General features: G+C 72.5%; 23 protein-coding genes and 2 pseudogenes. 10 read left to right on the forward strand and 15 right to left on the reverse strand.

The annotated features are described in order from the left end of the window. The first annotated feature begins 46 nt into the window (after nt 1-46). Both ACFYWX_RS38290 and ACFYWX_RS38295 read left to right on the forward strand, forming a co-directional pair. Nucleotides 47-790, forward strand: a complete 744-nt coding sequence (locus tag ACFYWX_RS38290; RefSeq protein WP_389429574.1) for an alpha-ketoglutarate-dependent dioxygenase AlkB family protein — start codon at nt 47-49, stop codon at nt 788-790. A gap of 27 nt (nt 791-817) precedes the next feature. Beyond that, complete coding sequence (locus tag ACFYWX_RS38295; protein ID WP_389429575.1) at nt 818-2,062, forward strand: ROK family protein; 1,245 nt, start codon at nt 818-820, stop codon at nt 2,060-2,062. Between the two features lie 13 nt (nt 2,063-2,075). On the opposite strand, the gene ACFYWX_RS38300 is transcribed toward ACFYWX_RS38295, so the two are convergent. Together ACFYWX_RS38300 and ACFYWX_RS38305 are read right to left on the reverse strand one after the other, a co-directional pair. Beyond that, complete coding sequence (locus tag ACFYWX_RS38300; RefSeq protein WP_389429577.1) at nt 2,076-2,843, reverse strand: SDR family NAD(P)-dependent oxidoreductase; 768 nt, start codon at nt 2,841-2,843, stop codon at nt 2,076-2,078. 20 nt (nt 2,844-2,863) lie between these two features. Beyond that, nucleotides 2,864-3,448, reverse strand: a complete 585-nt coding sequence (locus ACFYWX_RS38305) for a TetR/AcrR family transcriptional regulator (protein ID WP_389429579.1) — start codon at nt 3,446-3,448, stop codon at nt 2,864-2,866. Nucleotides 3,449-3,646: 198 nt separating this feature from the next. Here ACFYWX_RS38305 and ACFYWX_RS38310 point away from each other — a divergent pair, with 198 nt between their 5' ends. Continuing rightward, complete coding sequence (locus tag ACFYWX_RS38310; protein ID WP_389429580.1) at nt 3,647-4,066, forward strand: PPOX class F420-dependent oxidoreductase; 420 nt, start codon at nt 3,647-3,649, stop codon at nt 4,064-4,066. A gap of 22 nt (nt 4,067-4,088) precedes the next feature. Here ACFYWX_RS38310 and ACFYWX_RS38315 read toward each other — a convergent pair whose 3' ends face one another. The 4 genes from ACFYWX_RS38315 to ACFYWX_RS38330 form a co-directional block, all read right to left on the reverse strand. After that, entirely contained in the window at nt 4,089-4,274 is a 186-nt protein-coding gene (locus ACFYWX_RS38315; RefSeq protein WP_389429581.1) for a DUF1272 domain-containing protein, read from the reverse strand. Between the two features lie 117 nt (nt 4,275-4,391). Further along, nucleotides 4,392-5,300, reverse strand: coding sequence for a phosphotriesterase (locus ACFYWX_RS38320; RefSeq protein WP_389429582.1), 909 nt, complete (start codon nt 5,298-5,300; stop codon nt 4,392-4,394). Continuing rightward, nucleotides 5,297-5,881 carry a DUF4865 family protein gene (locus ACFYWX_RS38325; protein ID WP_389429583.1) on the reverse strand — a complete coding sequence of 195 codons (585 nt, stop codon included), beginning with the start codon at nt 5,879-5,881 and terminating at the stop codon, nt 5,297-5,299. Before ACFYWX_RS38325 ends, ACFYWX_RS38320 begins: the two co-directional genes overlap by 4 nt. Nucleotides 5,882-5,911: 30 nt before the next feature. Continuing rightward, nucleotides 5,912-6,529 (reverse strand): TetR/AcrR family transcriptional regulator, encoded by a 618-nt coding sequence (locus ACFYWX_RS38330; RefSeq protein ID WP_389429584.1) that lies wholly within the window; start codon nt 6,527-6,529, stop codon nt 5,912-5,914. Between the two features lie 176 nt (nt 6,530-6,705). Between ACFYWX_RS38330 and ACFYWX_RS38335 the strand changes: the two genes are divergently transcribed. From ACFYWX_RS38335 to ACFYWX_RS38345, 3 genes and pseudogenes are all read left to right on the forward strand, one after another. Continuing rightward, the gene (locus ACFYWX_RS38335; RefSeq protein ID WP_389429585.1) at nt 6,706-6,993 is read left to right on the forward strand and encodes an SHOCT domain-containing protein; all 288 of its coding nucleotides are present in this window, start codon (nt 6,706-6,708) and stop codon (nt 6,991-6,993) included. Further along, nucleotides 6,990-7,505, forward strand: a pseudogene (locus tag ACFYWX_RS38340) (ATP-binding cassette domain-containing protein); the annotation flags it as partial. The gene ACFYWX_RS38335 and the pseudogene ACFYWX_RS38340, both read left to right, overlap by 4 nt. Further along, nucleotides 7,414-8,246, forward strand: a pseudogene (locus ACFYWX_RS38345) (ABC transporter permease); the annotation flags it as partial. The pseudogenes ACFYWX_RS38340 and ACFYWX_RS38345, both read left to right, overlap by 92 nt. Before the next feature lie 28 nt (nt 8,247-8,274). On the opposite strand, the gene ACFYWX_RS38350 reads toward ACFYWX_RS38345, so the two are convergent. Both ACFYWX_RS38350 and ACFYWX_RS38355 read right to left on the reverse strand, forming a co-directional pair. Then, entirely contained in the window at nt 8,275-8,814 is a 540-nt protein-coding gene (locus ACFYWX_RS38350) for an ATP-binding protein (protein ID WP_389429587.1), read from the reverse strand. Nucleotides 8,815-9,024: 210 nt separating this feature from the next. Beyond that, on the reverse strand, nt 9,025-9,348 hold the full coding sequence (locus ACFYWX_RS38355; RefSeq protein WP_389429588.1) for a hypothetical protein: 324 nt from the start codon (nt 9,346-9,348) through the stop codon (nt 9,025-9,027). A 304-nt stretch (nt 9,349-9,652) separates the two neighbouring features. Between ACFYWX_RS38355 and ACFYWX_RS38360 the strand changes: the two genes are divergently transcribed. After that, a complete protein-coding gene (locus ACFYWX_RS38360) occupies nt 9,653-10,777 on the forward strand; it encodes a PLP-dependent cysteine synthase family protein (protein ID WP_389429589.1) in 1,125 nt (374 codons plus the stop codon). Here the strand turns inward: ACFYWX_RS38360 and ACFYWX_RS38365 are convergent, their stop codons facing one another. Beyond that, the gene (locus tag ACFYWX_RS38365) at nt 10,778-11,248 is read right to left on the reverse strand and encodes an SRPBCC family protein (RefSeq protein WP_389429590.1); all 471 of its coding nucleotides are present in this window, start codon (nt 11,246-11,248) and stop codon (nt 10,778-10,780) included. Between the two features lie 49 nt (nt 11,249-11,297). Beyond that, nucleotides 11,298-12,128, reverse strand: a complete 831-nt coding sequence (locus ACFYWX_RS38370; protein WP_389429591.1) for a DeoR/GlpR family DNA-binding transcription regulator — start codon at nt 12,126-12,128, stop codon at nt 11,298-11,300. 350 nt (nt 12,129-12,478) lie between these two features. Between ACFYWX_RS38370 and ACFYWX_RS38375 the strand changes: the two genes are divergently transcribed. Further along, nucleotides 12,479-14,755 carry a hypothetical protein gene (locus tag ACFYWX_RS38375; RefSeq protein ID WP_389429689.1) on the forward strand — a complete coding sequence of 759 codons (2,277 nt, stop codon included), beginning with the start codon at nt 12,479-12,481 and terminating at the stop codon, nt 14,753-14,755. Between the two features lie 75 nt (nt 14,756-14,830). On the opposite strand, the gene ACFYWX_RS38380 is transcribed toward ACFYWX_RS38375, so the two are convergent. From ACFYWX_RS38380 to ACFYWX_RS38395, 4 genes are all read right to left on the reverse strand, one after another. Continuing rightward, nucleotides 14,831-17,263, reverse strand: coding sequence for a right-handed parallel beta-helix repeat-containing protein (locus tag ACFYWX_RS38380; protein ID WP_389429592.1), 2,433 nt, complete (start codon nt 17,261-17,263; stop codon nt 14,831-14,833). Nucleotides 17,264-17,417: 154 nt separating this feature from the next. Continuing rightward, nucleotides 17,418-18,023, reverse strand: a complete 606-nt coding sequence (locus ACFYWX_RS38385) for a hypothetical protein (RefSeq protein ID WP_389429593.1) — start codon at nt 18,021-18,023, stop codon at nt 17,418-17,420. Nucleotides 18,024-18,229: 206 nt separating this feature from the next. Next, nucleotides 18,230-19,054 (reverse strand): MOSC domain-containing protein, encoded by an 825-nt coding sequence (locus ACFYWX_RS38390; protein WP_389429594.1) that lies wholly within the window; start codon nt 19,052-19,054, stop codon nt 18,230-18,232. A 41-nt stretch (nt 19,055-19,095) separates the two neighbouring features. Further along, on the reverse strand, nt 19,096-19,536 hold the full coding sequence (locus tag ACFYWX_RS38395; RefSeq protein WP_389429596.1) for a DUF6643 family protein: 441 nt from the start codon (nt 19,534-19,536) through the stop codon (nt 19,096-19,098). Between the two features lie 295 nt (nt 19,537-19,831). Here ACFYWX_RS38395 and ACFYWX_RS38400 point away from each other — a divergent pair, with 295 nt between their 5' ends. After that, entirely contained in the window at nt 19,832-21,136 is a 1,305-nt protein-coding gene (locus ACFYWX_RS38400; protein ID WP_389429597.1) for a TerD family protein, read from the forward strand. 23 nt (nt 21,137-21,159) lie between these two features. Here the strand turns inward: ACFYWX_RS38400 and ACFYWX_RS38405 are convergent, their stop codons facing one another. After that, nucleotides 21,160-22,455, reverse strand: coding sequence for a glycosyltransferase (locus ACFYWX_RS38405; protein ID WP_389429599.1), 1,296 nt, complete (start codon nt 22,453-22,455; stop codon nt 21,160-21,162). A gap of 39 nt (nt 22,456-22,494) precedes the next feature. Here ACFYWX_RS38405 and ACFYWX_RS38410 point away from each other — a divergent pair, with 39 nt between their 5' ends. After that, nucleotides 22,495-23,280 (forward strand): glutamate racemase, encoded by a 786-nt coding sequence (locus tag ACFYWX_RS38410; protein ID WP_389429601.1) that lies wholly within the window; start codon nt 22,495-22,497, stop codon nt 23,278-23,280. The last annotated feature ends 67 nt before the right edge of the window (nt 23,281-23,347 follow it).

The following is a 23,347-nucleotide window of genomic DNA, read 5'->3' on the forward strand; positions in this document are numbered from 1 at the left end:
GGCTAACCGAGCCGCAGCTCAGGACCGGTGAGGGAAGATGGAGGCCATGGACACCTTCGACCCCGAGCTGTTCCCCAGGCAGCGGACGGAGGTCGCCCCGGGCGCGGTGCACATACCGGACTGGCTGGACGCCGAACACCAGACGGAGCTGCTGACGGCCTGCCGCACATGGGCCCGCCCCCCGGCCGGCCTGCGCACGGTCCGCACACCCGGCGGCGGCACGATGACCGCCCGCCAGGTCTGTTTGGGATGGCACTGGGCTCCCGTACGGAAGTGCCCGAACTGCGGTCGCGCCGTGCGGGACAATCCCGAGTGTCCTGGCCGGCACTGGTACCCGTACGCCTACGCCCGCACGGTCGTCGACGGCGACCGTGCCCCGGTGAAGCTCTTCCCCGCCTGGCTCGGCGAGCTGGGTCGCCGCGCGGTCACCGACGCGCTCGGACCGCGGGCGGCCGGGGCGGCGGCGTACGACATCGCGCTGATCAACTTCTACGACGGTGACGCGCGTATGGGCATGCACCGCGACAGCGACGAGAAGTCCGACGCCCCCGTGGTCTCCCTGAGCCTCGGCGACACCTGCGTCTTCCGCTTCGGCAACACCGAGACCCGGACCCGGCCGTACACGGACGTCGAGCTGCGCAGCGGCGACCTGTTCGTGTTCGGCGGCCCGTCGCGGCTCGCGTACCACGGGGTGCCGCGCGTGCACGCCGGTACGGCACCGCCCGGGCTCGGCCTGGCCGGGCGGCTCAACATCACCCTGCGGGTCAGCGGCTTTCCCGACGCCCCCTGAGGAACGGATCATGGGAGACTCCCCCTCATGAGCGGCAAGGCGGACCCCCGCGCGGCGGGGGAAGAGACCACCTCGAGGACGCGGTTGGACCGGGGGCGCGCAGTGCTCGGGCCCGCGCTGGAGCTCGTGCACACCGGTCGGGCGCCCACCCGGGCCGTACTGACCGCCGAACTCGGCGTCACCCGGGCCACGGCGGGCGCGGTCGCCGCGGAACTGGAGGCGCTCGGGCTGATCCGCGTCGACGCGCGGCCCGGCGCCGCCGCCGGTTCGCAGGGCCGGCCCTCGCACCGGCTCTCCCTCGCCGAGGACGGTCCCGTCGCCCTGGCCGCCCAGGTGCACGCCGACGGCTTCCGGGCCGCGCTGGTCGGGCTCGGCGGCCGGATCGTCGCGACCGCCCCAGGCTGCGAGACCGTCGACGCCGACCCGGCGAAGGTGCTCGGCTCCGTCGTCGACGCGGGCGCCGAGTTGCTGCGGGAGACGGGACGTCGCTGCGTCGGCGCCGGGCTCGCCGTACCGTCCGCGGTCGCCGAACCGGAGGGCCTGGCGCTCAACCCGCTGCACCTGGCCTGGCCGGCCGGGGCACCCGTGCGGGAGATCTTCGCCGAGCGGGTCCGCGCGGCGGGGATCACCGGGCCCGCCTTCGCCGCCAACGACGTCAACCTCGCCGCGCTCGCCGAACACCGGCACGGTGCGGGGCGCGGTGCCCGCGACCTGCTGTGCGTGGCCACCGGGCACCGCGGGGTCGGCGGCGCGCTGGTGCTCGACGGGCGTCTGCACACGGGCAGTTCGGGGCTCGCCCTCGAAGTCGGCCACCTCACCGTCAACCCCAAAGGCCGCCCCTGCCACTGCGGCAGCCGCGGCTGCCTCGATGTCGAGGCCGACCCGCTGGCCCTCCTCACGGCGGCCGGCCGGGAGCCGGGACCCGAGGTGTCTCTTCTCCAACAGGCCATGGACCTGCTCCGCCACGAGTACGACGACCCCGCCGTCCGCACCGCCGCCGAGACCCTCATCGACCGCCTGGGCCTCGGGCTCGCCGGCCTGGTGAACATCCTCAACCCCGACCGGATCATCCTCGGCGGCCTGCACCGCACCCTCCTCGACACCGACCCCGAGCGCCTGCGCGCGGTCGTCGCCGACCGCAGCCTGTGGGGGCAGAGCGGCGGCGTCCCCATCCTGGCCTGCACTCTCGACCACAACAGCCTGGCCGGAGCGGCGGAGTTGGCCTGGCAGCCGGTGCTCGACGATCCGCTCGCCGCGTTGGCCGGGGGCTGAGAACCGCCGCTGCCTACAGCGTGGCCCCGCCGTCGATGACCAGGTCGGCGCCCACGACGGAGGCGGCCGCGTCCGACGCCAGATACAGCACGGCCTGCGCCACCTCCTCCGTCGACGACACCCGCCCCAGTGGCGACTGCTCCTTCATCCGCGCGGCGCGGTCCGCGGCTGCTTCGCCCGGACGCAGCGACATCGCGGTGTCGGACGGACCGGGGCTCACGGCGTTGATGCGGACCCCGTCCCCGATGTGTTCGAGCGCCGCCCCACGGGTGAGGGAGGAGACGGCTGCCTTGGTCGCGGCGTACGCGGTGGTGCCGTGCGCCTGCCGGTGCGGGCCCAGGTTGGACGACACGTTGACGATCGCCCCACCGCCCGGCTGTGCGCGCATCTGCCGTACCTCGGATCGCAGGGCGAGGAAGACGCCGGTGATGTTGGTGTCGACCAGGGTCTGCCACTCCTCCTCGGAGAGCTCGGCGAAGGCCCGCCCGCCCCGGAACACGCCCGCGTTGTTGACCGCCACGTCCAGCGCGCCGAACTCGTCGACCACTGCCCGCACGAGCCCCTCCACGTCGGCGGCGCGCGCCACGTCGGCCACACGGGCGACTGCGGTGCCGCCGGCCTGCTCCACCAGGGCGACGGTCTCGTCGAGCGGCTCCCGGGTCCGCCCGGCGACTACGACCCGGGCCCCCTCCGCGGCCAACGAGAGGGCGACGGCCCGTCCGATGCCCGACCCGCCACCGGTGACGAGGGCGGAGCGGCCGGAGAAGCGGTGCTTCAACATGCAGTTCCTTTCAAGAACGATCAGTTCAGTATCTGCAGAGCCTGCTCCGCCGCGTCCCGCACCCGCGCCGGATCCGACGAGGCCTTGCCGACCACGCGCAACCCCTGCATCAGCACCAGCAGCATCCGCGCCAGGGCCCGCGGATCCCGCTCGGCCGGCAACTCGCCCTGCCCCTGTGCTCGCACGAGCGTCGAGTGCAGCAGCGTCTCCAGGTGCTCCCAGCCCAGCTCCACCCGGCGAGCCGCCGCCGGATCGTGCGGGGCCAGCTCGGCAGCCGTGTTGGTGACGAAGCAGCCGCTGGTGCGGCACGCATCGTCGGAGGCCTCCGCGGCGAACCGCCGCACCAGCGCGCGTACGGCCGGCAGTGCGGGCCCCGGCTGGGACAACTCGCGTACGAGCTGCGGGTTCTGCCCCTCCCCGTACCGGTCCAGCGCCTTGAGGTACAGGTCGCGCTTGTTGCCGTACGTGGCGTAGATGCTGGCGCGCCCGATCCCGAGATGTGCGACGAGGTCCGCCATCGACGTCGCCTCGTAGCCCCGCCGCCAGAACAGCTCAAGTGCCGACTGCAACACGGCGTCCGGGTCGAACTCCTTGCTCCTGGCCATGCCGTGACGCTAGATCAATCGAGAACGTTCGGTCAAGTAAAGAGAGCTGACCGCTGTGACTCAGAGGGGTCATCGCGGCCCTCGGTCCCCCTGGTACGGGAGGTCAGGGTGGACTGGTTCGCACCGCTCGGGGCAGGCGAGCGCCTGACGGGGCACGCGCACCACCCGTCGCACCGCACGGACCAGGAGGAGCCACCCATGTCCAAGCCGCCCCTGCTCCCCGAGGCCGAGGCCCTGCTGCGCCGCCCCAACCCCTCCGTCATGGCCACCCTGCGCTCGGACGGCACACCCGTCTCCACCCCCACCTGGTACGTGTGGGCGGACGGCCGCGTGCTGGTCAGCCTCGACGAGGGCCGGGTACGCCTCAGGCACCTGCGCCGCGACCCGCGCGTGACCCTTACCGTCCTCGACACGGACGACTGGTACACGCACGTCACCCTCATCGGCAGGGTCGTCGACATGTACGACGACGAGGGCCTGGTCGACATCGACCGCATCGCCACGCACTACACCCGCAAGCCCTACCCGGAGCGGGCCCGCGCCCGCGTCAGCGCCTGGATCGAGGTGGAGCGCTGGCACGGCTGGGGCGAGATGAAGGACAGCGACCAGTCCGGGTGACCCGTCCCCGTCGCCGCCCCCGTCATGCCCCGATCGCGCGCCGCGGCCTGGCGACCAGCTCGCCGCCGCAGTTGGGGCACACGCCCCGCATGGCCTCGCCGCACGGCACGCAGAAGGTGCACTCGTAGGAGCAGATGAGGGCTGCCGCATCGTGCGGCAGGGCCGCCGTCGTACAGCGCTCGCACTTGTCGCGCATGTCCAGTGCCATCGTTCCGCGTCTCCTCACCCTCGGGTCCGTCGCCGCTCATCCTCCCCGCACGCGTGGGGTGCTACAGCACCCCGGCGGGACGAAGACCGACGCGATCGGGCCACGCCCCGGCCGCTCTCACCGCCACTCCACGGCGAACGCCCGGCCGGGGTTCTCCGTCAGGATGCGCGCCACGAGTTCCTCGCCGACGGCGAGTGCGAGCCGTGGCACCACCCGGCGCAGCAGGTACGGCATGCCCGGACCGCCGTTGACCGAGCGGCCCGCGTCCGTCGTGGTGTCGCCGCCGAGGAGCAGCCGGTCGCCGAAGCCGGCGTCGACGAGGGCTCGTACGGCGTCCGGCATCCGCCAGTCGGTGGCGTGGTGGGCGCGCGACGGTCCGTCGAAGGCGAGGTAGCAGCCCGCGTCGGCGGCCTGCCGGTGCACGGTGGAGTCGGGGGAGCGGTTGAGGTGGCCGAGGATCACCCGGTGCGGCGGCACGCCCAACTCCCCGCACAGCAGGTCGAGCACGTCGAGTGCGCCGGTGCCGTGCTCCAGATGGACACCGATGGGCGCGCCCGTCGCACGGTGGGCCTCGGCCGCAGCGGTCATCGTCCAGCGGGTGTGCGCGTCGAGGGCGTGGAAGCCGCCCGCGACCTTGATCATCCCCGCGCGGACCCCCGACGTGCCCATGCTCTCCGTCAGTTCGGAGACGAAGACCTCGGCAAGGCGTCCGCGCAGCTCGGCGATCGTCGCGTCGTCGTAGTGGACGCGCTGGTGCAGTCCGGTCGCCGCCACGACGTGCACCCCGCTCTCCCGGGACAGCGGCGGCAGATCGGCGGCGCGCCGCCCCATCCCGTACGGGGTCCACTGCACCACCGTGCCCCCGCCCTGCGCGCGGAACGCGGCCAGTTCCGCCCGTGCCGCGGACGCCCTCCGCAGCTCCTGCCCCGGCAGTCGGGGGCTGCTCAGGAACAGGTGGTCGTGGGCGTCGCACACCCCCAACCGCTCGGGAGGCACGTCCCCGAGCACCGTACGGACGACGCTCACCACTGGCGCCCCTGCGGCAGCCGGCCGAGACCGGGAGCCGACAGGTGCAGGACCTGGAAGACGTCACCGTCGGCCATGGGGCTTTCGTGCTCCCAGAGCGAGAAGTGGACGAGCTCCCACGCACGGCTGTCCACGGCGGCCGCCGCGAGCACCGCGCCGTCCTCCCGCGCCAGCCGCCCGGTCTCCTCCACCGCGTCCGCCATGACCTCCGACAGCGTCACCCCGTCCGGCACCCGTTCCCGCCGCCGTACCGCGACCCGGGCAGGGGAGCCGACGGCGCCGCCCTCCGCGTAGGCCAGGCCCGTCCACTGCTGCACCGCGGGGCGCCCGAAGTCGTCGCTGAGCCCCTGGAAGGCGCCTCCCCACAGGAAGGTGTTCATGCCCTCGACGGTGTTCCACAGGTAGAACGGCGCGTACTGGTTGACCGGCGAGCCGTGCACCCCGCGCTCACGCAACAGATACGCCTTGAGGGCGAGCCCCTCCCAGTCGTCGAGCAGGTGCCCGATGCGGGACACGCGCGCGCGGATGATCGCCGTGTCGTAGTCGGCGGGCAGTGTGAGCTCGTACTGCATGGCGTGCACCGGATGCCTCCTCGGGCGGGCTGGTCGTCGTCACGGAGCGATCGGAGCGATCGGAGTGATCGGAGTGATCGGAGTGGGCCGAGAAATCGGTGTGGGCGGGGTCAGCAGGGAGAGCAGTCCGCGGATGCCGGTGTCGAAAAGGGCCGGTGAAGCGGCGGCGCGGGCCAGGACGTAGCCGCCCTGAAGGGTCGCGAGGATCGTCGCGGCCACCTCCTCGCCGTCGAGCTCCGGCGCGAACTCGCCTTGCTCCTTGCCCTCTTCGACGAGCCCGGCGAGCCGCTCGCGGACCCAGTCGAGCGTCTCGTCGACGGGAGCGCGCAACTCGTCGCTGGCGACGATGTCGGGATCCATCGTCAGCCGCCCCACGGGGCATCCGCGCAGCACGTCGCGCTCGCGCAGGAGATACGCCCGGATGCGCTCGGACGGTGTGCCCGGCCCGTCGAGCAGCCGCCCGACGACGGCCCGCATCTCCTCGGCCGTCCGCGCGATCGCGGCCAGGGCGAGGTCGGGCTTGCCCTTGAAGTGGTGGTACATGCTGCCCTGTCCGGCACCCGCGCGCTCCAGGATCGCCTTGGGGCTGGTGCCCACGTATCCGCGCTCCCAGAGCAGTTCGCGGGTGGACTCGATCAGTCGGTCCGAGGTGCTCATGCACCCACTGTACATACTAGTAGTTACAGAAATCGAGCTCATGGGAAGCAGCCGAAACAGCCCTGCGTACTCCTCGGGAGGTACGCGCAGTGCCGCTGGCCGTACGACGACCCGGCCCCCTCCCCGGCGGGAGTCTCGAGACAACAGCGCAAGACCCACCTGGGAGATGACTCGAGATGCAGACACTGGCGAACTGGGACGGCGGACCCGGACCGTGGATCCTCTTCTTCCCGCTGATCTGGGCGGCCGTCGTGATCGGCGTCGTGACGGTCCTGCGCCGCACCGCGTGGCGCGGCCGCGGCGGCCCGTGGCGAGCGATGGGGGACAGCCGTCCCTCCGACGGTTCACCCCTCGCCGTGCTCGGCCGCCGCTTCGCCTCCGGCGAGATCGACGAGGACGAGTACTGGCGCCGGCTGTCCGTCCTGGACGAGCAGTTCGGCCGTACGAAGGGCGGAGCCGCATGACGACCGCGACCACCACGCGGACCGCCGCCCGGGTCGTCGACGCCGTGAAGGTGTACGGCGTCGGCGACAACGCCGTCCGGGCCCTGGACGGGGTGGACGTGACCTTCCCGGCCGGACGCTTCACCGCGATCATGGGGCCCTCGGGCTCCGGCAAGTCGACCTTGATGCACTGCGCGGCCGGACTGGACACGCTGACCTCGGGCGCCGCGTACATCGGCGACACCGACCTGAGCAGCCTCGACGACCGCCGTCTGACCCTGCTGCGCCGCGACCGCGTCGGCTTCGTCTTCCAGGCGTTCAACCTGGTGCCCACGCTGACCGTCGCGGAGAACATCCGGCTGCCGCTGGACCTGGCCGGGAGCAGGGGCGACCCGGAGTGGACCGACGCGCTGATCGACGTGGTCGGCCTGCGCGACCGGCGACGGCAAGGGGCGGGCACTGACCGTCACCGACCCGGTCGCACTGGAACGCACCTTCGACCTCGGTACGGTCGACGGCTCCCTGCGCGACCTCGGCAGCGACGGCATCGCCATCACCGAGAAGGAGGCCGGCAAGCAGGGCCTCGTGCCCGGCGACACCGCACGGCTCACCTTCACCGACGGCAGGACGGTGCCCTTCACCGTCCGCGCGGTCTACGGCCGGTCCGAACTCGCCGGCGACTACGTCATCACCCGCGCCGCCTGGTCCCCGCACCGCACCCAGGACTCCGACACCCTCATCGCCGTCTCCTTCAAGGACGGCGTGAGCACGGACGCGGGCAAGGCCGCCGTGGCGAGGGTCGCCCAGCAGTACGGCAACCCGGAGGTGCAGACCCGCGACGAGTACGCCCAGTCCTCGGCGGGCGGGATCGACATGATGCTGACCCTGGTCTACGCGCTGCTCGCGTTGGCGGTTCTCATCGCGCTTCTCGGTATCGCCAACACGCTGACGCTGGCCGTCCACGAACGCACCCGGGAACTCGGCCTGTTGCGGGCCGTCGGCCAGACCCGGTCCCAGCTGCGGGCCATGGTCCGGTGGGAGTCGGTCCTGGTCGCCGCCTTCGGCACGGCGGGCGGTCTGGCCCTCGGCGCCTTCCTCGGCTGGGTGCTGGTCACCGCCTCCGACGGGGCGAGCGACAGCGCCTTCGCCTTCGCGCTACCGCCCGCGCAACTCGCGGTGGTGGCACTGGTGGGCCTCGCGGCCGGAGCCCTCGCGGGTCTGCGGCCCGGCGCGCGGCACGCCTGGACGTGCTGCGGGCCATCGCCACCGAATGAGCGGAGAAACAGATTGGTCACCGCCCGGTCAGCCGGCAACGGCGGACCGGGCGGGAGCATGTGCGGGCCTGCGGCCGTCCGCCGCGAGCTCGACCTCGACCTCCGCGAACCTGCGCGCGGGCTTCTCCCCGACCGGCCGGCGCAGCAGGCGCGCGGGCTGGGTCAGGGCGGGCACGGCTGTCGGGAGGGTGAACCACACGACCTTGCCCGAATCGCCGTCCGGCCGTGCGCCCCAGCTCTCGCTGACCGCCGCCACCATGGCGAGTCCACGCCCGCACGTCGCGAGCGAGTCGGCGTCCTCCACCACGGGAAGGCGGGGGTCGTGGTCGCGCACCGAGACCATGAGCCGGTCGAGCAGCAACTCCATCTCAACGGTGCACGTCTTGTCGGGCTGGGCGTGCCGGTGGACGTTGCTCAGCAGCTCCGTCACACCGAGCGCGGCTCGGTCTATCAAGGCGTCCAGATGCCAGTAGCGCAACTGCGCCGATACGATTCTGCGGACCTGACCGATCCGCGACGGCAGGGCTTGGAGCTCCACCGTGCAGTGCCTGCTTGGGTTGGTGATCACGGCTGCGACTCCCCGACGTGAGGTCCGGAAGAACACGGAGTTCGGATCGAATGCAGCAGGGCGTCTGCGCGAGGCGGCCGCCTGCTGTCGTGGCCGGCGGGCTGGTTCGCAGCGTTATCGCCGGTAAACCCAGAGTGACGTGGGAACAGCGTGACGCAGGGGGTGCGGTACCGCAACTCGCGGTCGGCCCCTCGCCCCCGGCGCCCCCGCTCAGCCGCCGCGGCCGGCCGCCCTGCGCACGGCCTCGATGAATCGACGGGCCGCCGGCGGCCCCGGCTCGCCCGGGGCGGGGTCGTGATCACCCAGAGTCAGGAGGTATCGCTTGCCGTTCAGGTCCGCCAGGGCCCGGTCGTCCGCGGCATACCAGGGCTTCGAGGCGCGCACCGCCTGCACCGGCGCGCTGTCGATCTCGCTGCCGTAGCTCGTGAGCAGCTCCAGCCGTCCGTCGCTGATGCGGACCTGCCCGGCCCGGGTGAGCGAGCGCAAGTTCTTCCCGATCCGCACGCCCGTGGCCCTGAAATCCGGCTCCGCCATGCCGCTCCGCCCCCTTGCGCAGTCTGGTGCAGTCTCTCCACGTACGGTGTCCGTCCGCCGTGCAGTCTGCCCGCGTACGGAGTCGAGCACCAGTACGCACGACACGCACAAGGGGGCGCCTGAAGCACTCGGTGAGTGCGCCCCCACGCCTGCGTGCCACCGGGGGGCGCACACCGGTACCCAGGGCTGCCTTTGAGAGCCTCAAAGCAGCGTTTATGCAGGTGAGAAGCGTGCGCAAGGTGATTATGATCGGTGGCACAAGCCGCGCGACCCGCCGTCGGCGCGCAGCGTAAGGAGCCCCGCCGTGAGCACCCCCCAGCAGACCCGGACCGGCGCGACCCTCGACGTCGACCACAGCGATTCCGACTACCGCGCGTGGCTGAAAGAGGCCGTCCGCAAGGTCCAGGCCGACGCCAACCGCTCGGCCGACACACACCTGCTGCGGTTCCCGCTGCCGGAGCGGTGGGGCATCGACCTGTATCTGAAGGACGAGTCCACCCACCCCACCGGCAGCCTCAAGCACCGCCTCGCCCGCTCCCTCTTCCTCTACGGCCTGTGCAACGGCTGGATCCGGCCGGGCCGCCCGGTGATCGAGGCGTCCAGCGGCTCCACGGCCGTCTCCGAGGCGTATTTCGCCAAGCTGATCGGCGTGCCCTTCGTTGCCGTCATGCCGCGCACGACCAGCGCGGAGAAGGTCCGCCTCATCGAGTTCCACGGCGCCCGGTGCCACTTCGTGGACGACCCCCGCTCGATGTACGAGGAGTCCGCCCGCCTCGCGGCCGAGACCGGCGGCCACTACATGGACCAGTTCACCTACGCCGAACGCGCCACGGACTGGCGCGGCAACAACAACATCGCCGAGTCGATCTTCCGCCAGCTGGGACTCGAGCGGTTCCCGGAGCCCGCGTGGATCGTCGCCACCGCCGGAACCGGCGGCACCTCCGCGACCCTCGCGCGCTACGTCCACTACATGCAGTACGACACCCGTATCTGTGTCGCCGACCCGGAGAACTCCTGCTTCTTCGAGGGCTGGACCACCGGCGATCCGGACGTCACGTGCGACTGCGGCTCACGCATCGAGGGCATCGGCCGGCCGCGCATGGAACCCAGCTTCGTACCGGGCGCCGTCGACCGGATGATGAAGGTGCCCGACGCGGCCAGTGTCGCCGCCGTACGCGCCCTGGAGCGGGCCATCGGCCGGAAGGCGGGCGGCTCCACCGGCACGGGACTGTGGAGCGCCCTGAAGATCGTCGCCGAGATGGTGGCCGACGGCCGCCGGGGGAGCGTGGTCACCCTCCTCTGCGACCCGGGCGACCGCTACCTCGACAAGTACTACTCCGACGCCTGGCTCACCGAGCAGGGTCTCGACATCACCCCGTACACCGCGGCGATCGACTCCCTGCTGGCGACGGGCGTGTGGGCCGAGTGACTAAACGGCGAGTCGGTGGTCCAGGGCCGTCACCGCGTCGCGGAAGGTGTGGTCGAGGCCCGTGCGGGCGAGGCGGAGGGCGGCGCGGAACGGGGCCGGGCCGTCGGCCGCGAACGTCCACTGCACCCGCGTGCCGGTCCCGGTCGGTGTGAGCCGCCATTCCTCGACCAGGGCACGCGGCCCCGGCGCGTTGGTGACGTCGACGCGATACGCGTACACCTCGGGCTGCTTCGCCACGAGGATCGTCTCCTCGAAGCGCGCCCCGCCCTTGAGCCGGACCTCACGCCCGGCGCCGCCGTCGGTGGGCCGGGCCAGCCGCACCGCCGAGAACCACTCGGCCCAGCCCGGCACGTCCTCGGCCAGTGCGGGGAAGACCGCCTCGGGCGCGGCCGCGATCTCTGTGGTGAACACCAGGCGCAGGGGAGCGGTGTCGACGAAGTCGAGCCCGACCGGGCGCAGACGACGAGCCACGGGCGACGTCCCCCTTCGTGGAGTGGGCGTCACCCTAGCTGGCACACCGTCAGATGTCTGCACCCTCTTCGGCCTCGCCGGCCACCACCAGCCGCCGCAGATGGTCCGAAACCTCCAAGCGCGCCTCGGCGGGCAGCCCCGCGTCGGTCACCAGCGTGTCGACCTGGTCCAGCGCCGCGAACGAACTCAGGCCCACCACACCCCACTTGGTGTGGTCGGCGACCACGACCACCCGCCGCGCCGAGTGCACCAGGCGCCGGTTGGTCTCGGCCTCCGCGAGGTTCGGCGTCGACAGACCGGCCTCCACCGATATGCCGTGCACACCGAGGAACAGCAGGTCGAAGTGGAGCGCCGCGATCGCCTGGTCGGCGACCGGCCCCACCAGAGAGTCGGACGGGGTGCGCACCCCGCCGGTCAGTACCACCGTCGCCGCGCCCTGCCGCGGGCCCGACGTGCGCTGAGCCGCGTGGAAGACGTCGGCGACCCGCACGGAGTTGGTGACGACCGTGAGGTCCGGCACCTCCACCAGCTGATGGGCCAGCGCGAACGTCGTCGTACCGCCCGACAGCGCGATCGCGCTCCCCGGCGACACCAGCTCCGCCGCGGCCCGCGCGATGTCCTCCTTGGCCGTCAGCTCCAGGCCCGACTTGGCCTCGAACCCCGGCTCGTGCGTGCTCGCCTCCACGATCGGCACCGCACCGCCGTGCACCTTCTCCAGGACGCCCTGGCGGGCCAGCGCGTCCAGGTCACGGCGGACCGTCATGTCCGACACGCCCAGTTTGCGCGTCAGCTCGTTGACGCGGACGCCCCCACGGCGCCGGACCTCGTCCAGGATCAGGGCGCGGCGCTGCTCCGCGAGGAGGTTCTGATTCTCGCTCACGTACGCTCCGGTCCTTTCGCCTCAAGCCGTCCGACAGGCCTGCCCACCTGCTCCGACGAGGACATTCTCCCCATCCCCGGTGTGCGGGCGTCCCATCCTCGCACGGGATGGCGCGGACCGTACCACCACCCCGTAGTGCCCATGTCACCCACCGCGCCATCCGCGTCACCGGTCACACGGATCGGGGAGATTCGGTGACAGGGGGTGTGCATCGCCCTCGGAACGGACATCCTGGTGCCCGCACAGGCACATGTCGACGGCGTGTCACGGGGGAAGTGCGAACAGTGGAACGTGCCTCAGCAACCTCATCGACCTCAGCAACTTCATCGACCTCAGCGAGCAGAGCCGCCCTGGAACTCCTGGTCCACGGAGTCGGCGGATCCACACCCGAGAAGATGCTCAACGATCCGCGCACGGTGCGGATCACCGGCGACGACACGGCGGCCGTCTTCCGGCGCGCCGACGACGTCGACGCGGACACCGGACCCGACGAGCAGCGCACCGCACCGGTGCCCGAGGCGTACGTCTGGTGCAACCTCACCTCCGGCAACGGCACCCGCGCCCTGTGGCTGTTGCTGCTGCCGTTCATGGTGGTCAACCTCGCCCACTGGATGCGCCCCGCCGCGCACGGCCGGGTGCGGACGGTGCGGCTGTACGGCCTGCTGGTACGGCTCGCCGGACTCACCCTGACCGTGCTGCTCGTCGGGGCGGCCTGCGAGGTCGCCCTCGACCTGACGGCATGGCAGTGCGCGGGCACGCCCGCGTGCGCCGAACGCCACTCCTGGCTGGGCTTCCTGTCGCCCGCGGCCTCGGACGGCGGCTGGTGGAGCCGGCCCGGCCGCCGACTGGCCCTCGCCGCCCTGCTGCCCACGGCCCTCACCGGCCTGCTGTGGTACCTCTCCCACCGCACCTGGCGCGCGTACGAGTCCCAGGAACCCATGGACCCCACCGCCGAACCCGAGAAGGAGACCGGCCGCACCGCGCTGAACCGCCCCGGCTTCTGGTACGGGCGCCGGCTGGTGGCCCGCCTGCGCGCGGCGCACACCGCCGCGGGCCTGCTGACGGTGGCCGCCGCGGTCGGCACCGCGGCCGCACGCTTCGACCGCGAGCCCGGAGGCCCGGCGGCCCTCGACGTGATCGGCCGACTACTGGACGCGGCCCTCGTCGCCGGCGTGATCGTCGCGCTGTGGGTGGTCTGCCGCCGAGGCCGCAGTGAGAGACGCCTCGACCGGGAACCCGATGAGCGCCTCGCACGACTCCTGCCGCTCGGCGCCCTCGCCCTGCTCGTCCTCACGCTGGTGTACGCCGGCTGGGAGCGACCGGGCTGGACCTCGACCGGACGACTGCAGGGCGACATGACCTTCGGGGTCATCGCCCTGGGCCAGGGCGTGCTGGTGATCGCCCTCGCCGTGGTCGCGCACGTCCTGTACCGCGCCCTGCCCGACCGGCGCGCCGCGATGCGCGGCCTGGCCGGACCCGCCGTCGCCATGCTGGCCTGCGCCCTCGGCGGAGTGATGTCCGGCGGGGTGTCCCAGCGCGTCTCCGACTGGCTGGACGGCACCCACGCCACCATCGACGGCCCTCCGGTGCTGCTCACCTGGCAGGCGTCGGTGATCCCGGTGCTGCTCCTCGTCCTGCTCGTGCTGTGCGCCCGCCTCGGCCGGCGCGCAGTGCGGCTGGCCCGGGCCGAGCGCGAGGCCGTGAATCACGACTACCGGGTGAAGGCCGAGGACGCGGCCCACACCCGCCGTATCGCGCGCGCCCGCGCCATGGCCACGCTCACCGACCAGGGCCCCCTCGTCGTGGCGGTCACCTCCGCCGCGACCCTGCTCCTCGGTGCCGGAGCCCTCGTCGGAGCCTTCGCGACCGAGGCGACACCCGGGGGTGCCGCCGCGCACGCGTACGCCTTCGTCCGGGGCGCGGCCGAGACAGCGCAGGCGCTGGGCTCCTGGCTGATAGGGCTCGGCTTCATCCTCTTCGTCACCTGGGGCAGGCGCGCCTACAAGGACCCCTCCGCGCGGCGCACCATCGGCATCCTGTGGGACGTCGGCACCTTCTGGCCCCGCGCCGCCCACCCCTTCGCACCGCCCTGCTACGCAGAGCGTGCGGTTCCCGACCTGACGTGGCGGATGGCCACCTGGACGCAGACCACCCGCGGACGCCTGGTGATCTCCGGGCACTCCCAGGGCAGCGTTCTCGCGGCCGCGGCGGCCTGGCAGTTGCCACCCTCCGTCCGCAAGCGCGTCGCTCTCCTCACCTACGGCTCCCCGATCGAGCGCCTCTACGGCCGCTGGTTCCCGGCCCACTTCGGACCGGACGCCCTCGCCGCCCTCCACCGCGACGTCGACTGCTGGCGCAACCTGTACCGCCTCACCGACCCCATCGGCGGCCCCGTACGCCTGCCCGGCGACTGCGGCCCCGCGGTGGACCGCACCCCCCTCAAGGACCCGATGGCCTACGGCCGCGCCCCGGCACACCCGCTGCCCGCCCCTCTCCTCGGCCACTCCGACTACCAGGCGGACCCCGCCTTCGCCGAGGAACGAGAACTGCTGCTGGGCCGCCTGCGGCCGGACGTGCCGACCCAGCGGCTGAAGGCCTGTCACCAGGACTTCGAGCAGACGGTGTAGGCCCCGGCCCTCCGCGGCCGTCGTCAACGGCTGGTACGTCCTCGACCGGCTGCTGTCCGTCTGAGCACCGGACCCTCAGGGCAGCTCCGGAAGGTCCTCCGCGTACAGCAGCGTCAGGTCGTCCGTGCTGGGTTCCTCGACCTGGGCGACGCGGCTCGCGTGCCGCTCCACCATCGCCTCGAAGGTCTGGCGGGCGGTGCGGCCGTTGCCGAAGGCGGGGCCCTTCGGGATCGCCGTGAAGTACTTGAGCAGGCCCTCCGACGCGCCGGGCGCCAGCCGGTACTCGTGCTCCTCGGCCTGCTGCTCCACGATCCGCAGCAGTTCCTCGGGGCCGTAGTCGCTGAAGGTGATGGTCCGTGAGAAGCGGGACGCCACTCCGGGGTTGACGGAGAGGAAGCGCTCCATCTCGGCCGTGTAGCCCGCGACGATCACCACGACCGCGTCCCGGTGGTCCTCCATCAGCTTCACCAGCGTGTCGATGGCCTCCTTGCCGAAGTCCCGGCCCGAGTCCTCCGGGGACAGCGCGTATGCCTCGTCGATGAACAGCACGCCCCCGCGCGCCTTGTCGAAGGCCTCCTGGGTGCGGATCGCGGTGGAGCCGATGTGCTCGCCGACCAGGTCGACGCGGGAGACCTCGACGAGGTGGCCCTGCTCCAGCACGCCGAGCGAGGCGAGGATCTCGCCGTACAGGCGCGCGACTGTCGTCTTGCCGGTGCCCGGGGATCCCGTGAACACCAGGTGCCGCTTGACGGAGGCCGCCTTGAGACCCGCCTGCTGGCGGCGCCGGCCCACCTCGATCATGTCCGTGAGCGCCCGCACCTCGCGCTTGACGCTGTCCAGGCCGATCAGCGCGTCGAGTTCACCGAGCACGGCCTTCGAGGTCCGCGCCGGCTTCTCGGGCTCCGCGGCCGGCTGCGGCTGCGCAACGTCGCGCTGCTCGGGAATCGCACCGAGCAGCCCCGGAGACCGACCCACCGTCTGCACGACCGTCTCCGGTGCCGTCGGCTGCCTCAGGGCCGTGCTCTCGTCGCTCGTGCAGTCCTCGACGACGGGGCCCGAGTCGGGTGCGCCGTCCGAGCCGCTGTCCGCGAACTCGTACCCACCGCGCGCGCAGCGCTCCGTACGGCACTTGCGCAGCGTCGTACGGCAGCCGTCGATCACATGGAAGCCGTAGCCACCACTGCCCGTCACCCGGCAGTTCAGGAAGCTGCCGCGGCCCCCGGCCGACACGTAGAAACCGGCCTCCGCGGGGGAGTCGACCGTGCAGCGCTCCACGGTGGGGTCGGCGCCCTTGGTGACGATCACGCCGGTCTGGGTGCCATCCAGCGTGCAGTTGTTGAGTGTGCCGCCGCTGCCGTGGTCGCGGAACCAGGCGCCCGTCGCCGCGTCCCGGATCCGGCAGTCGTCGAGCTGCGCGGTCGCGCCGTCGCTCACCGACACCGCCGTGTTGCGCACCTGGGAGATGTCGCTGTCGACGACGTCCGCGCGCGATCCGCGGTCGAGGACGAACAACGCGTCCGGCACGTCGTGCACCCGGCAGGAGTCCAGGACCGCCGTGGCGCCGTCGCTGACCCACACGGCCGGGTAGTCGCCGGTGCTGTCGAAGATCTCGCACTGGTTGGCGTCCACGCGTGTGCCCGGGTCCCACACCGACAGGCCGTTGCGCCCGAACTGGCGCACCGTCGTGCGCGTCAGCGTCAGCACGGAGCGCGAGCGCAGGTCGACCGCGTTCTCCGGGATGTCGTGGATGTGACAGTCGGCCATCGTGAGCACGGCGTCCGTGTCGAGGGTGACGCCGTCGGCGGTCGTACGGTGCACATCGCAGTCGGTGAGGTGCGCGGTGGCCCGGCCGGTGATCTGGACACCGCTGCCCCGCACCTCGTACACCTCGCAACCGAACGCCTCCAGCGCGGAGTTGTCACCGGTCGCGGTCAGCCCGGAGCCCGAGGCGTGGTGCACCCGGCAGCGCTCCAGACGGGGACGGGCGCCGCCGCGCACAGCGACCCCCGCCTGGGCTGCCGCGACGACCTCGCACTCCTCGAACACCCCGCCTCCGCCGTCGACCACGGCGATGCCGATGCCCGCCGGGTTGTCGACGGTGCAGCGCCGCACGGTCGGACGGGCGCTTCCCCGCACCTCGATCCCCGCAGACGACCGGGTGACGATCCGCAGATCCGTCAGCTCCGGCGTGCCCTCCTCGACGAGCAGGGCGGGCGCCGCCGCGTCCTGCCCCTCCACATGCAGATCCTGCACCACCGCCGAGGCACGCACGGTCAACGGCACCCCGTCCACGGGCGCGATCCGCACCGAGCCGGGGGAGCCCTCGGGCCCGCGCAGCGTCACCGACCGCTGGACGACGAGGTTCTCCCGGTAGGTACCCGGAGCGATGGTGAGCACGTCACCCTCGGCCGCGGCCTCCAGGGCGGCGGCGAGCGATGCGTACTCACCCGTGCGGCGCCGCCACCTCGATGTGCCGGTGTGCGTCACCTGGACCGTGCCCTGTGCCATGGCGTTGCTGTGCCCCCACCTCGTCGTACTGATGGCTCGTTCGCCTTCGGGGCGCGCCCCTACGGCTCCCTCACGCGCAGGTTGATGCCGAAGAGTTCGGCCGGTCCACCGTAGCGTGCGCGCGGGTGGTGGGTTGACCGGAGCCGGAAGGCCGTCAGCAGCCGGTGCCGGTCCTGCCCCAGTCCGGGCCCGCCCGTTCCCAGGCCTGGTCCCAACGGGCGTACCGGCGACGGACCATGCGCCAGACGATCAGCCGCCTGCCGGTCTCGGCGAGGCCCGCGGTCAGCAGAGCGGCGCCCACACCGGCGAGGACGGCGTGCGTGGTCGCCGTCGCGGAGTCCAGCGGACGGGCCACCACGGTGCCGTGCGCGTCCGTCCATATCCTGAAGTGGTCCCCCGGGTGCGGGGTCTTGAGGTCCGCCATGGCCGTGGCCTGATGGGCGGTGCCGTCGGGCGCGGTCCAGTCGGCGAGGACCGGGGTGCGCGCCTCCCGCCCCGTGGAGGTCTCGGGGTCGGTCTCCAGCGGGGAGCGTTCCAGCTTCCGCACCACGGTGGCCGTGACCGGATGGCGCGACTGGCGTTGGTCCTTGACGGACTGCTGGAGGGAGTCCTCGGCGACGGTGCCGACGACGAAACCGATCACGGGCGTGACGAGGAGGACCAGCAGCAGGACCGCCAGGGCCAGCCAGGCCTCGACCAGATCGCTCGTGCGGCGCAGCGGATTGTGCCGCCAACGCCAGAGTCCGCTGATTGCTCGCACCGTCCTGTACCCCCTTTCCCGCTCCGTGATAACCCCTCGCGGAGCCGTTCACGTGCCCGCCCGGTCAAAGAGAGAGGGAAATCACCTGAGACCGGGCCTCTCATGAACTTCTCACGAAAATCCCAACGGCCGGGCTCCGGCCAGTGGTTCCCGTTCCACCGAGGGTTCCCGTCCACGAGTGATTCCCGTCCGCGAGCGGTCCCCGGCTACGCGAGGACCGTGACAGGATCGCCGACCCGGATCGTGCCGCGGTCGAGGGGCACCAGGTTCTGGCCGAAGACCAGCTTGCCGCCGATGCGGCGGTGTCGGCCCAGGGAGTGCAGGGGTTCCTTGCCGCGTCCCGCGGTGCCCTGGTCGGTCGTGGTCACGACGCACCGGCCGCACATCTTGGCGACGCGGAAGGCGACCTCGCCGATGGTGAGGCGCGACCAGCCGTCCTCGGCCCAGGCGTCCGTACCCGACACGACCACGTTCGGACGGAAGCGGTTCATGGGCAGTGGGCCCTCGTCCGCGTGCTCACCCCGCGCGATCAGGGAGTTGAGGGCGTCGAGCGAGGCGGTACCGGTCAGCAGCAGCGGGTAGCCGTCCGCGAACGTGACGGTCTCGCCCGGCAGCGCGTGGTCCGGGTCGACGAGGCGGCGCGTGGCGGGGTCGTCCATGTGCACGAGGCGCACGTCGGCGCCCAGGTAGGCACTGCACCAGGCGTGCGCGGCGCCGGCGGCGAGGACGCCCTCCACCTTGTCACGGAAGATCTCCACCGTCGTCGTGCCGATCGGCGACGGCACGTCCACGCTCAGCGGCTCCAGGCCGGGTGCGGACAGACGAACGCCGCCGCCGGGCAGAAGCTCGGCGGCGGCGAGCGCGAGGCGCGGTTGCTGGCGTTGCGTGACGACCTTTCCCCCGTCGTCGATCAGCGCCCAGCGTCGGTCTCCGGCCAGCCCCCAGGGCTCCACGACGGCCTCCCGGAGCGCCAGGCCCCGGAACGCCTTGACCGGATGAACATGAATCGACTGCAGCTGCGCGTTCCCCATGGGCTCATCCTGCCAGGTGCACGGACAACCCGGGGAACGGCTCAGTAGCCGCGGTACGACTGCTGGTTGTACGGGTCCTGCTGCGGGGTCGGGCCCGGGCGGGGAGCCGCGGGGCGCATCGCCTCGTAGCCCGTGTTCGGCATGCCCGGCATGCCCGCTCGTGGCTGCTGCGCCTGCGGGCCGGGGTAACCGCGCGGCGCGGCGGCCTGCTGCGGGATGTACGCCGCGGGCGCCTGCTGCAGCGGGGCCGGCTGAGGCGTTTGCGGGTAGCCGTAGGACGACTGGGACGGGCCCGACGGGAGGGCGGGCAGCGCCGACGGGAGCGCGGGCAGGTTGCTGCCCGCCGTGTCGTACGCGGCGGGGACCCGGATCGGGGCGATCTGCGGGGTACCCCGCTCGGCCACGAGCGAGTCGTAGATCGGGGTGTCCGGGAAGGAGGCGGAGTAGTAGCCGCCGCCATAGGTGGAGCGGGGGGAGGTCATGGCACATAAGTTAAGCCCACGATGTGCTGGTTGGGGAGACCGATAAGAGGGTTGTTTTCCGTGTCGGCGGTGACGTGCGACCCCCAATGCGAGCGAACTTGGGAAAAAGGGACGTCAAGTCATGTTGTGATCCGGTAAAGGCCGAGTTCCGGATGGGTTACCGGCCGGTTGGCCACCCTGTTGTCGCGCTCCTCATGGGAGTTCGACGGTACGCGCAATAGGTTGGCCGGGTACGGAACCCGACGGACGGCCGGGACTCCTCCGGCGCGGACGGTGACAGGTGATGGGGGCAGACATGTCGATGCCGAAAGGGTCGAACGTTCCGGTGCCGACGACGGCACTACGCGTGGAACTGGGCTGGCGCTCCGGACCGGGTGGCCCGGACGCCGACGCCTCGGCCCTGATGCTGGTGGCCGGAAAGGTCCGTTCCGACGCGGACTTCGTCTTCTACAACCAGCCCGCGCACTCGTCCGGCGCGGTCCGCCACGAGGGCAAACGCGACGCCGGCGGCCAGGTCACCGACACCCTTGTCGTCGACCTCGCGCGCGTGGAGCCCGCGATCGAGACCGTGGTCCTGGCCGCGTCCGCAGACGGGGGCACGTTCGGACAGGTGCAGGACCTCTACATCGAGGTCAGGGACGCCGCCCAGGGAGCCGTGGCCGCTCGCTTCGACAGCACCGGCGCAACCGTCGAAACCGCTTTCGTGCTCGGTGAGTTCTATCGCCGTCAGGGCGCCTGGAAGTTCCGCGCCGTCGGCCAGGGCTACAGCAGCGGACTCGCGGGCCTGGCCACGGACTTCGGCATCACGGTCGACGAGCCGCAGCACACGGCACCGGCGGCGGCCCCCGCCCCGCCGGTCGCGCCCCCGGTCACCACGCCGCCACCTGTCGCCCCTCCGGTCACCGTGCCCCCGCCGGTCCACAACGCCCCGCCCCCGCCACCGGCACCGCCCACGACGCCCGTGAGCCTGAGCAAGGTCACGCTCACCAAGGCCGCCCCGTCGGTCTCGCTGACCAAGCAGGGCGGCACGTCCGGCTCCCTGCGCGTGAACCTCAACTGGGAGGTGCGCAAGCAGTTCTCGGGGTGGGGCAGCAAGCGCGGCCGGGCGGTCGCGCTCCACGCCGACCTCGACCTCGACCTGTGCGCGCTCTTCGAGCTCGCCGACGGTCGCAAGGGTGTCGTACAGGCCCTCGGCAACGCCTTCGGATCCCTGCACCAGCCGCCGTACATCCACCTCGACGGCGACGACCGCACGGGTGCCATGTCCAGCGGCGAGAACCTCACCGTCAACCTCGACCACATCCGGGACTTCCGCCGCATCCTCATCTTCGTGACCGTCTACGAGGGCGCCCGGTCCTTCGCCGACCTGCACGCCACGGTCACGCTCCAGCCGCAGTACGGCGCTCCGGTCGACTTCTCCCTGGACGAGTGCACCGTCCCGTCGACGGTGTGCGCGCTCGCGCTCATCACCAACACCGGCGGCGATCTCGTCGTCCAGCGCGAGGCCCGCTACCTGGTGCCCGAGCGCGGGGTGAGCCCGCAGCGCACGGTCGACCACGCGTACGGGTGGGGGATGAACTGGACGCCCGGCAGGAAGTGACGAGGGCCGGACGGCGACGCGGGTCAGCCCTCGTCGGGCACGGTGTCCGGGCGGGCGTAGGTGCGGCCCTTCCAGGCCGCACCGCGCCCCCGGTAGTGCTGCACCGCGGAGTCGACCGTCATCAGGAGATACAGCAACGCCGTGAACGGCAGCAGTGGGGCCAGCCACAGCGGCTGGCGGTAGTAGCGGAGCATCGGCATGTACGTCCCCGTCATCACCAGCCACGCCAGGGCGCCGAGCACCGCCACTGTCGCACTCCCCGCGATCAGGCCTACGACCACGGCCGCGGGCGGCACCAGGTACACCAGCGCGAGCCCGGCCACCGTGCCTGCCAGCAGCGCAAGGCTGTGCCGCAGCTGCGCGTAGGCGCTGCGTGAGACCATCCGCCACAGGTCGTGCAAGCGCGGGTAAGGGCGCACGCTGTCGACCCGCTCGGCCAGCCCCAGCCAGATGTGCCCTCCGTCGCCCTTCACGGCACGCGCCAGCGCCACGTCGTCGATGACCGCGTGCCGGATGGCGTCCGGGATCCGCACCCGCTCGGCGGTCTCGGTCCGCAGCAGGACACAGCCGCCCGCAGCTGCCGCCGTCCGCGTCCCTTTCCTTCCGATCCGGCGAAACGGATACAGCTGGGCGAAGAAGTAGACGAACGCCGGCACCACTAGCCGCTCCCACAGGCTCTCCACCCGCAGCCGGGCCATCTGCGAGACGACGTCGAAGCCGCCGGTGCGCGCCGCCGCCACCAGCCCGCGCAGGCTGTCCGGCGCGTGTGCGATGTCGGCGTCGGTGAGCAGGAAGTACTCGGGCTCACGCGCGCGTGCCAGGCCGATGCCGTGGCGCACCGCCCACAGCTTCCCGGTCCAGCCCGCGGGTGGCTCGCCCGGCGAGCCCACCGTGAGCGGCAGCCCGCCGTGTCGCCGGGCCAGCTCGTGCGCGAGCTCCCCGGTGCCGTCCGTACTGCCGTCGTCGACGAGGAAGACCTCCGCCCGGCCCGGGTAGTCCTGGGCGAGCAGCGACGGAAGGCTCGACGGCAGGACGGCGGCCTCATCACGCGCGGGGACGACGACGCAGACGGAGGGCCACTCCGGCTGATCGCCCGGCGGGTCGCTGTGGGGCGCATCGCTGACGGGCAGTCCGCTGACGGACGGAATGCCGTGGGGCGGATCGCTGATGTGCGGGTCGCTGACCTGTGAGTCAGCGAAGGGCGGCAGTCTCACGTCCGTACGCCAGAAGAAGCCCTGGCAGAGCAGCAACCACAGCCAGGCGGCGAGTGACGCGGCGGCGATCCACACGAAGGCGCTCACCCGCGCAGTTTGCCCCACCCGACCGGCCCTTCGGGGGACATCGTCTATCGTGGCCGGGTGAAGATCGCGCTCATGGACTCCGGAATCGGGCTGCTGGCGGCCACCGCCGCGGTACGGCGCCTGCGACCCGACGCGGATCTCGTGCTCTCCCTCGACCCCGACGGCATGCCCTGGGGGCCGCGCACCCCGCAGGACCTCACCGAGCGCGCCCTGGCCGTCGCCGAGGCCGCCGCCGCCCACGGGCCGGACGCCCTCATCATCGGCTGCAACACCGCGACCGTGCACGCCCTGCCCACCCTGCGCGCCCATCTGGAACCGGCCATCCCGGTGATCGGCACCGTCCCGGCGATCAAGCCGGCCGCGGCCGGTGGCGGCCCCGTCGCGATCTGGGCCACGCCCGCCACCACCGGCAGCCCCTACCAGAAGGCCCTCATCCGGGACTTCGCCGATGGCGTGGACGTCGCCGAGGTGCCGTGCTGGGGCCTCGCCGAGGCGGTGGAGCACGCGGACGAGGCGGCGATCGATGCGGCCATCACCGCGGCCGCCGCCCTGACTCCCGATGACGTAACGACCGTCGTCCTGGGCTGCACCCATTACGAACTGGTCGTCGAGCGTATCCGTGCCGCCGTGCAGCGGCCCGGGATGCCTCGGCTCGTCCTGCACGGCTCCGCCGGGGCGGTCGCCGCGCAGGCGCTGCGCCGGATCGGTTCCGGCCCGGCGCCGGAGGCGACTCCCCTCGGCACGGTGACGGTGCTGCTGAGCGGTCGCGAGGGCGCGCTGCCCACGCCCGCCCTGGCCTACGAGGAGGGCCGGATCCTGCAGGCGGTCACCCCGGCTCCGTGACCCACGCACACCAGGGGACACGCCTGGCCCAGCGTGTGCACGGCCGGCGGAGTCACCCTCTGCGACG

Source organism: Streptomyces sp. NPDC002888 (assembly GCF_042888465.1).
Classification (GTDB): Bacteria; Actinomycetota; Actinomycetes; order Streptomycetales; family Streptomycetaceae; genus Streptomyces.

Excerpts from the sequence above, each read along its gene's own strand:
- ACFYWX_RS38315 (WP_389429581.1), bottom strand. The coding sequence starts at position 4,274 with ATGGCACTGGACATGCGCGACAAGTGCGAGCGCTGTACGACGGCGGCC.
- ACFYWX_RS38330 (WP_389429584.1), bottom strand. The coding sequence starts at position 6,529 with ATGAGCACCTCGGACCGACTGATCGAGTCCACCCGCGAACTGCTCTGG.
- ACFYWX_RS38400 (WP_389429597.1), top strand. The coding sequence starts at position 19,832 with ATGTCGATGCCGAAAGGGTCGAACGTTCCGGTGCCGACGACGGCACTA.
- ACFYWX_RS38310 (WP_389429580.1), top strand. The coding sequence starts at position 3,647 with ATGTCCAAGCCGCCCCTGCTCCCCGAGGCCGAGGCCCTGCTGCGCCGC.
- ACFYWX_RS38295 (WP_389429575.1), top strand. The coding sequence starts at position 818 with ATGAGCGGCAAGGCGGACCCCCGCGCGGCGGGGGAAGAGACCACCTCG.
- ACFYWX_RS38390 (WP_389429594.1), bottom strand. The coding sequence starts at position 19,054 with ATGGGGAACGCGCAGCTGCAGTCGATTCATGTTCATCCGGTCAAGGCG.
- ACFYWX_RS38335 (WP_389429585.1), top strand. The coding sequence starts at position 6,706 with ATGCAGACACTGGCGAACTGGGACGGCGGACCCGGACCGTGGATCCTC.
- ACFYWX_RS38305 (WP_389429579.1), bottom strand. The coding sequence starts at position 3,448 with ATGGCCAGGAGCAAGGAGTTCGACCCGGACGCCGTGTTGCAGTCGGCA.
- ACFYWX_RS38380 (WP_389429592.1), bottom strand. The coding sequence starts at position 17,263 with ATGGCACAGGGCACGGTCCAGGTGACGCACACCGGCACATCGAGGTGG.
- ACFYWX_RS38355 (WP_389429588.1), bottom strand. The coding sequence starts at position 9,348 with ATGGCGGAGCCGGATTTCAGGGCCACGGGCGTGCGGATCGGGAAGAAC.
- ACFYWX_RS38395 (WP_389429596.1), bottom strand. The coding sequence starts at position 19,536 with ATGACCTCCCCCCGCTCCACCTATGGCGGCGGCTACTACTCCGCCTCC.
- ACFYWX_RS38290 (WP_389429574.1), top strand. The coding sequence starts at position 47 with ATGGACACCTTCGACCCCGAGCTGTTCCCCAGGCAGCGGACGGAGGTC.
- ACFYWX_RS38300 (WP_389429577.1), bottom strand. The coding sequence starts at position 2,843 with ATGTTGAAGCACCGCTTCTCCGGCCGCTCCGCCCTCGTCACCGGTGGC.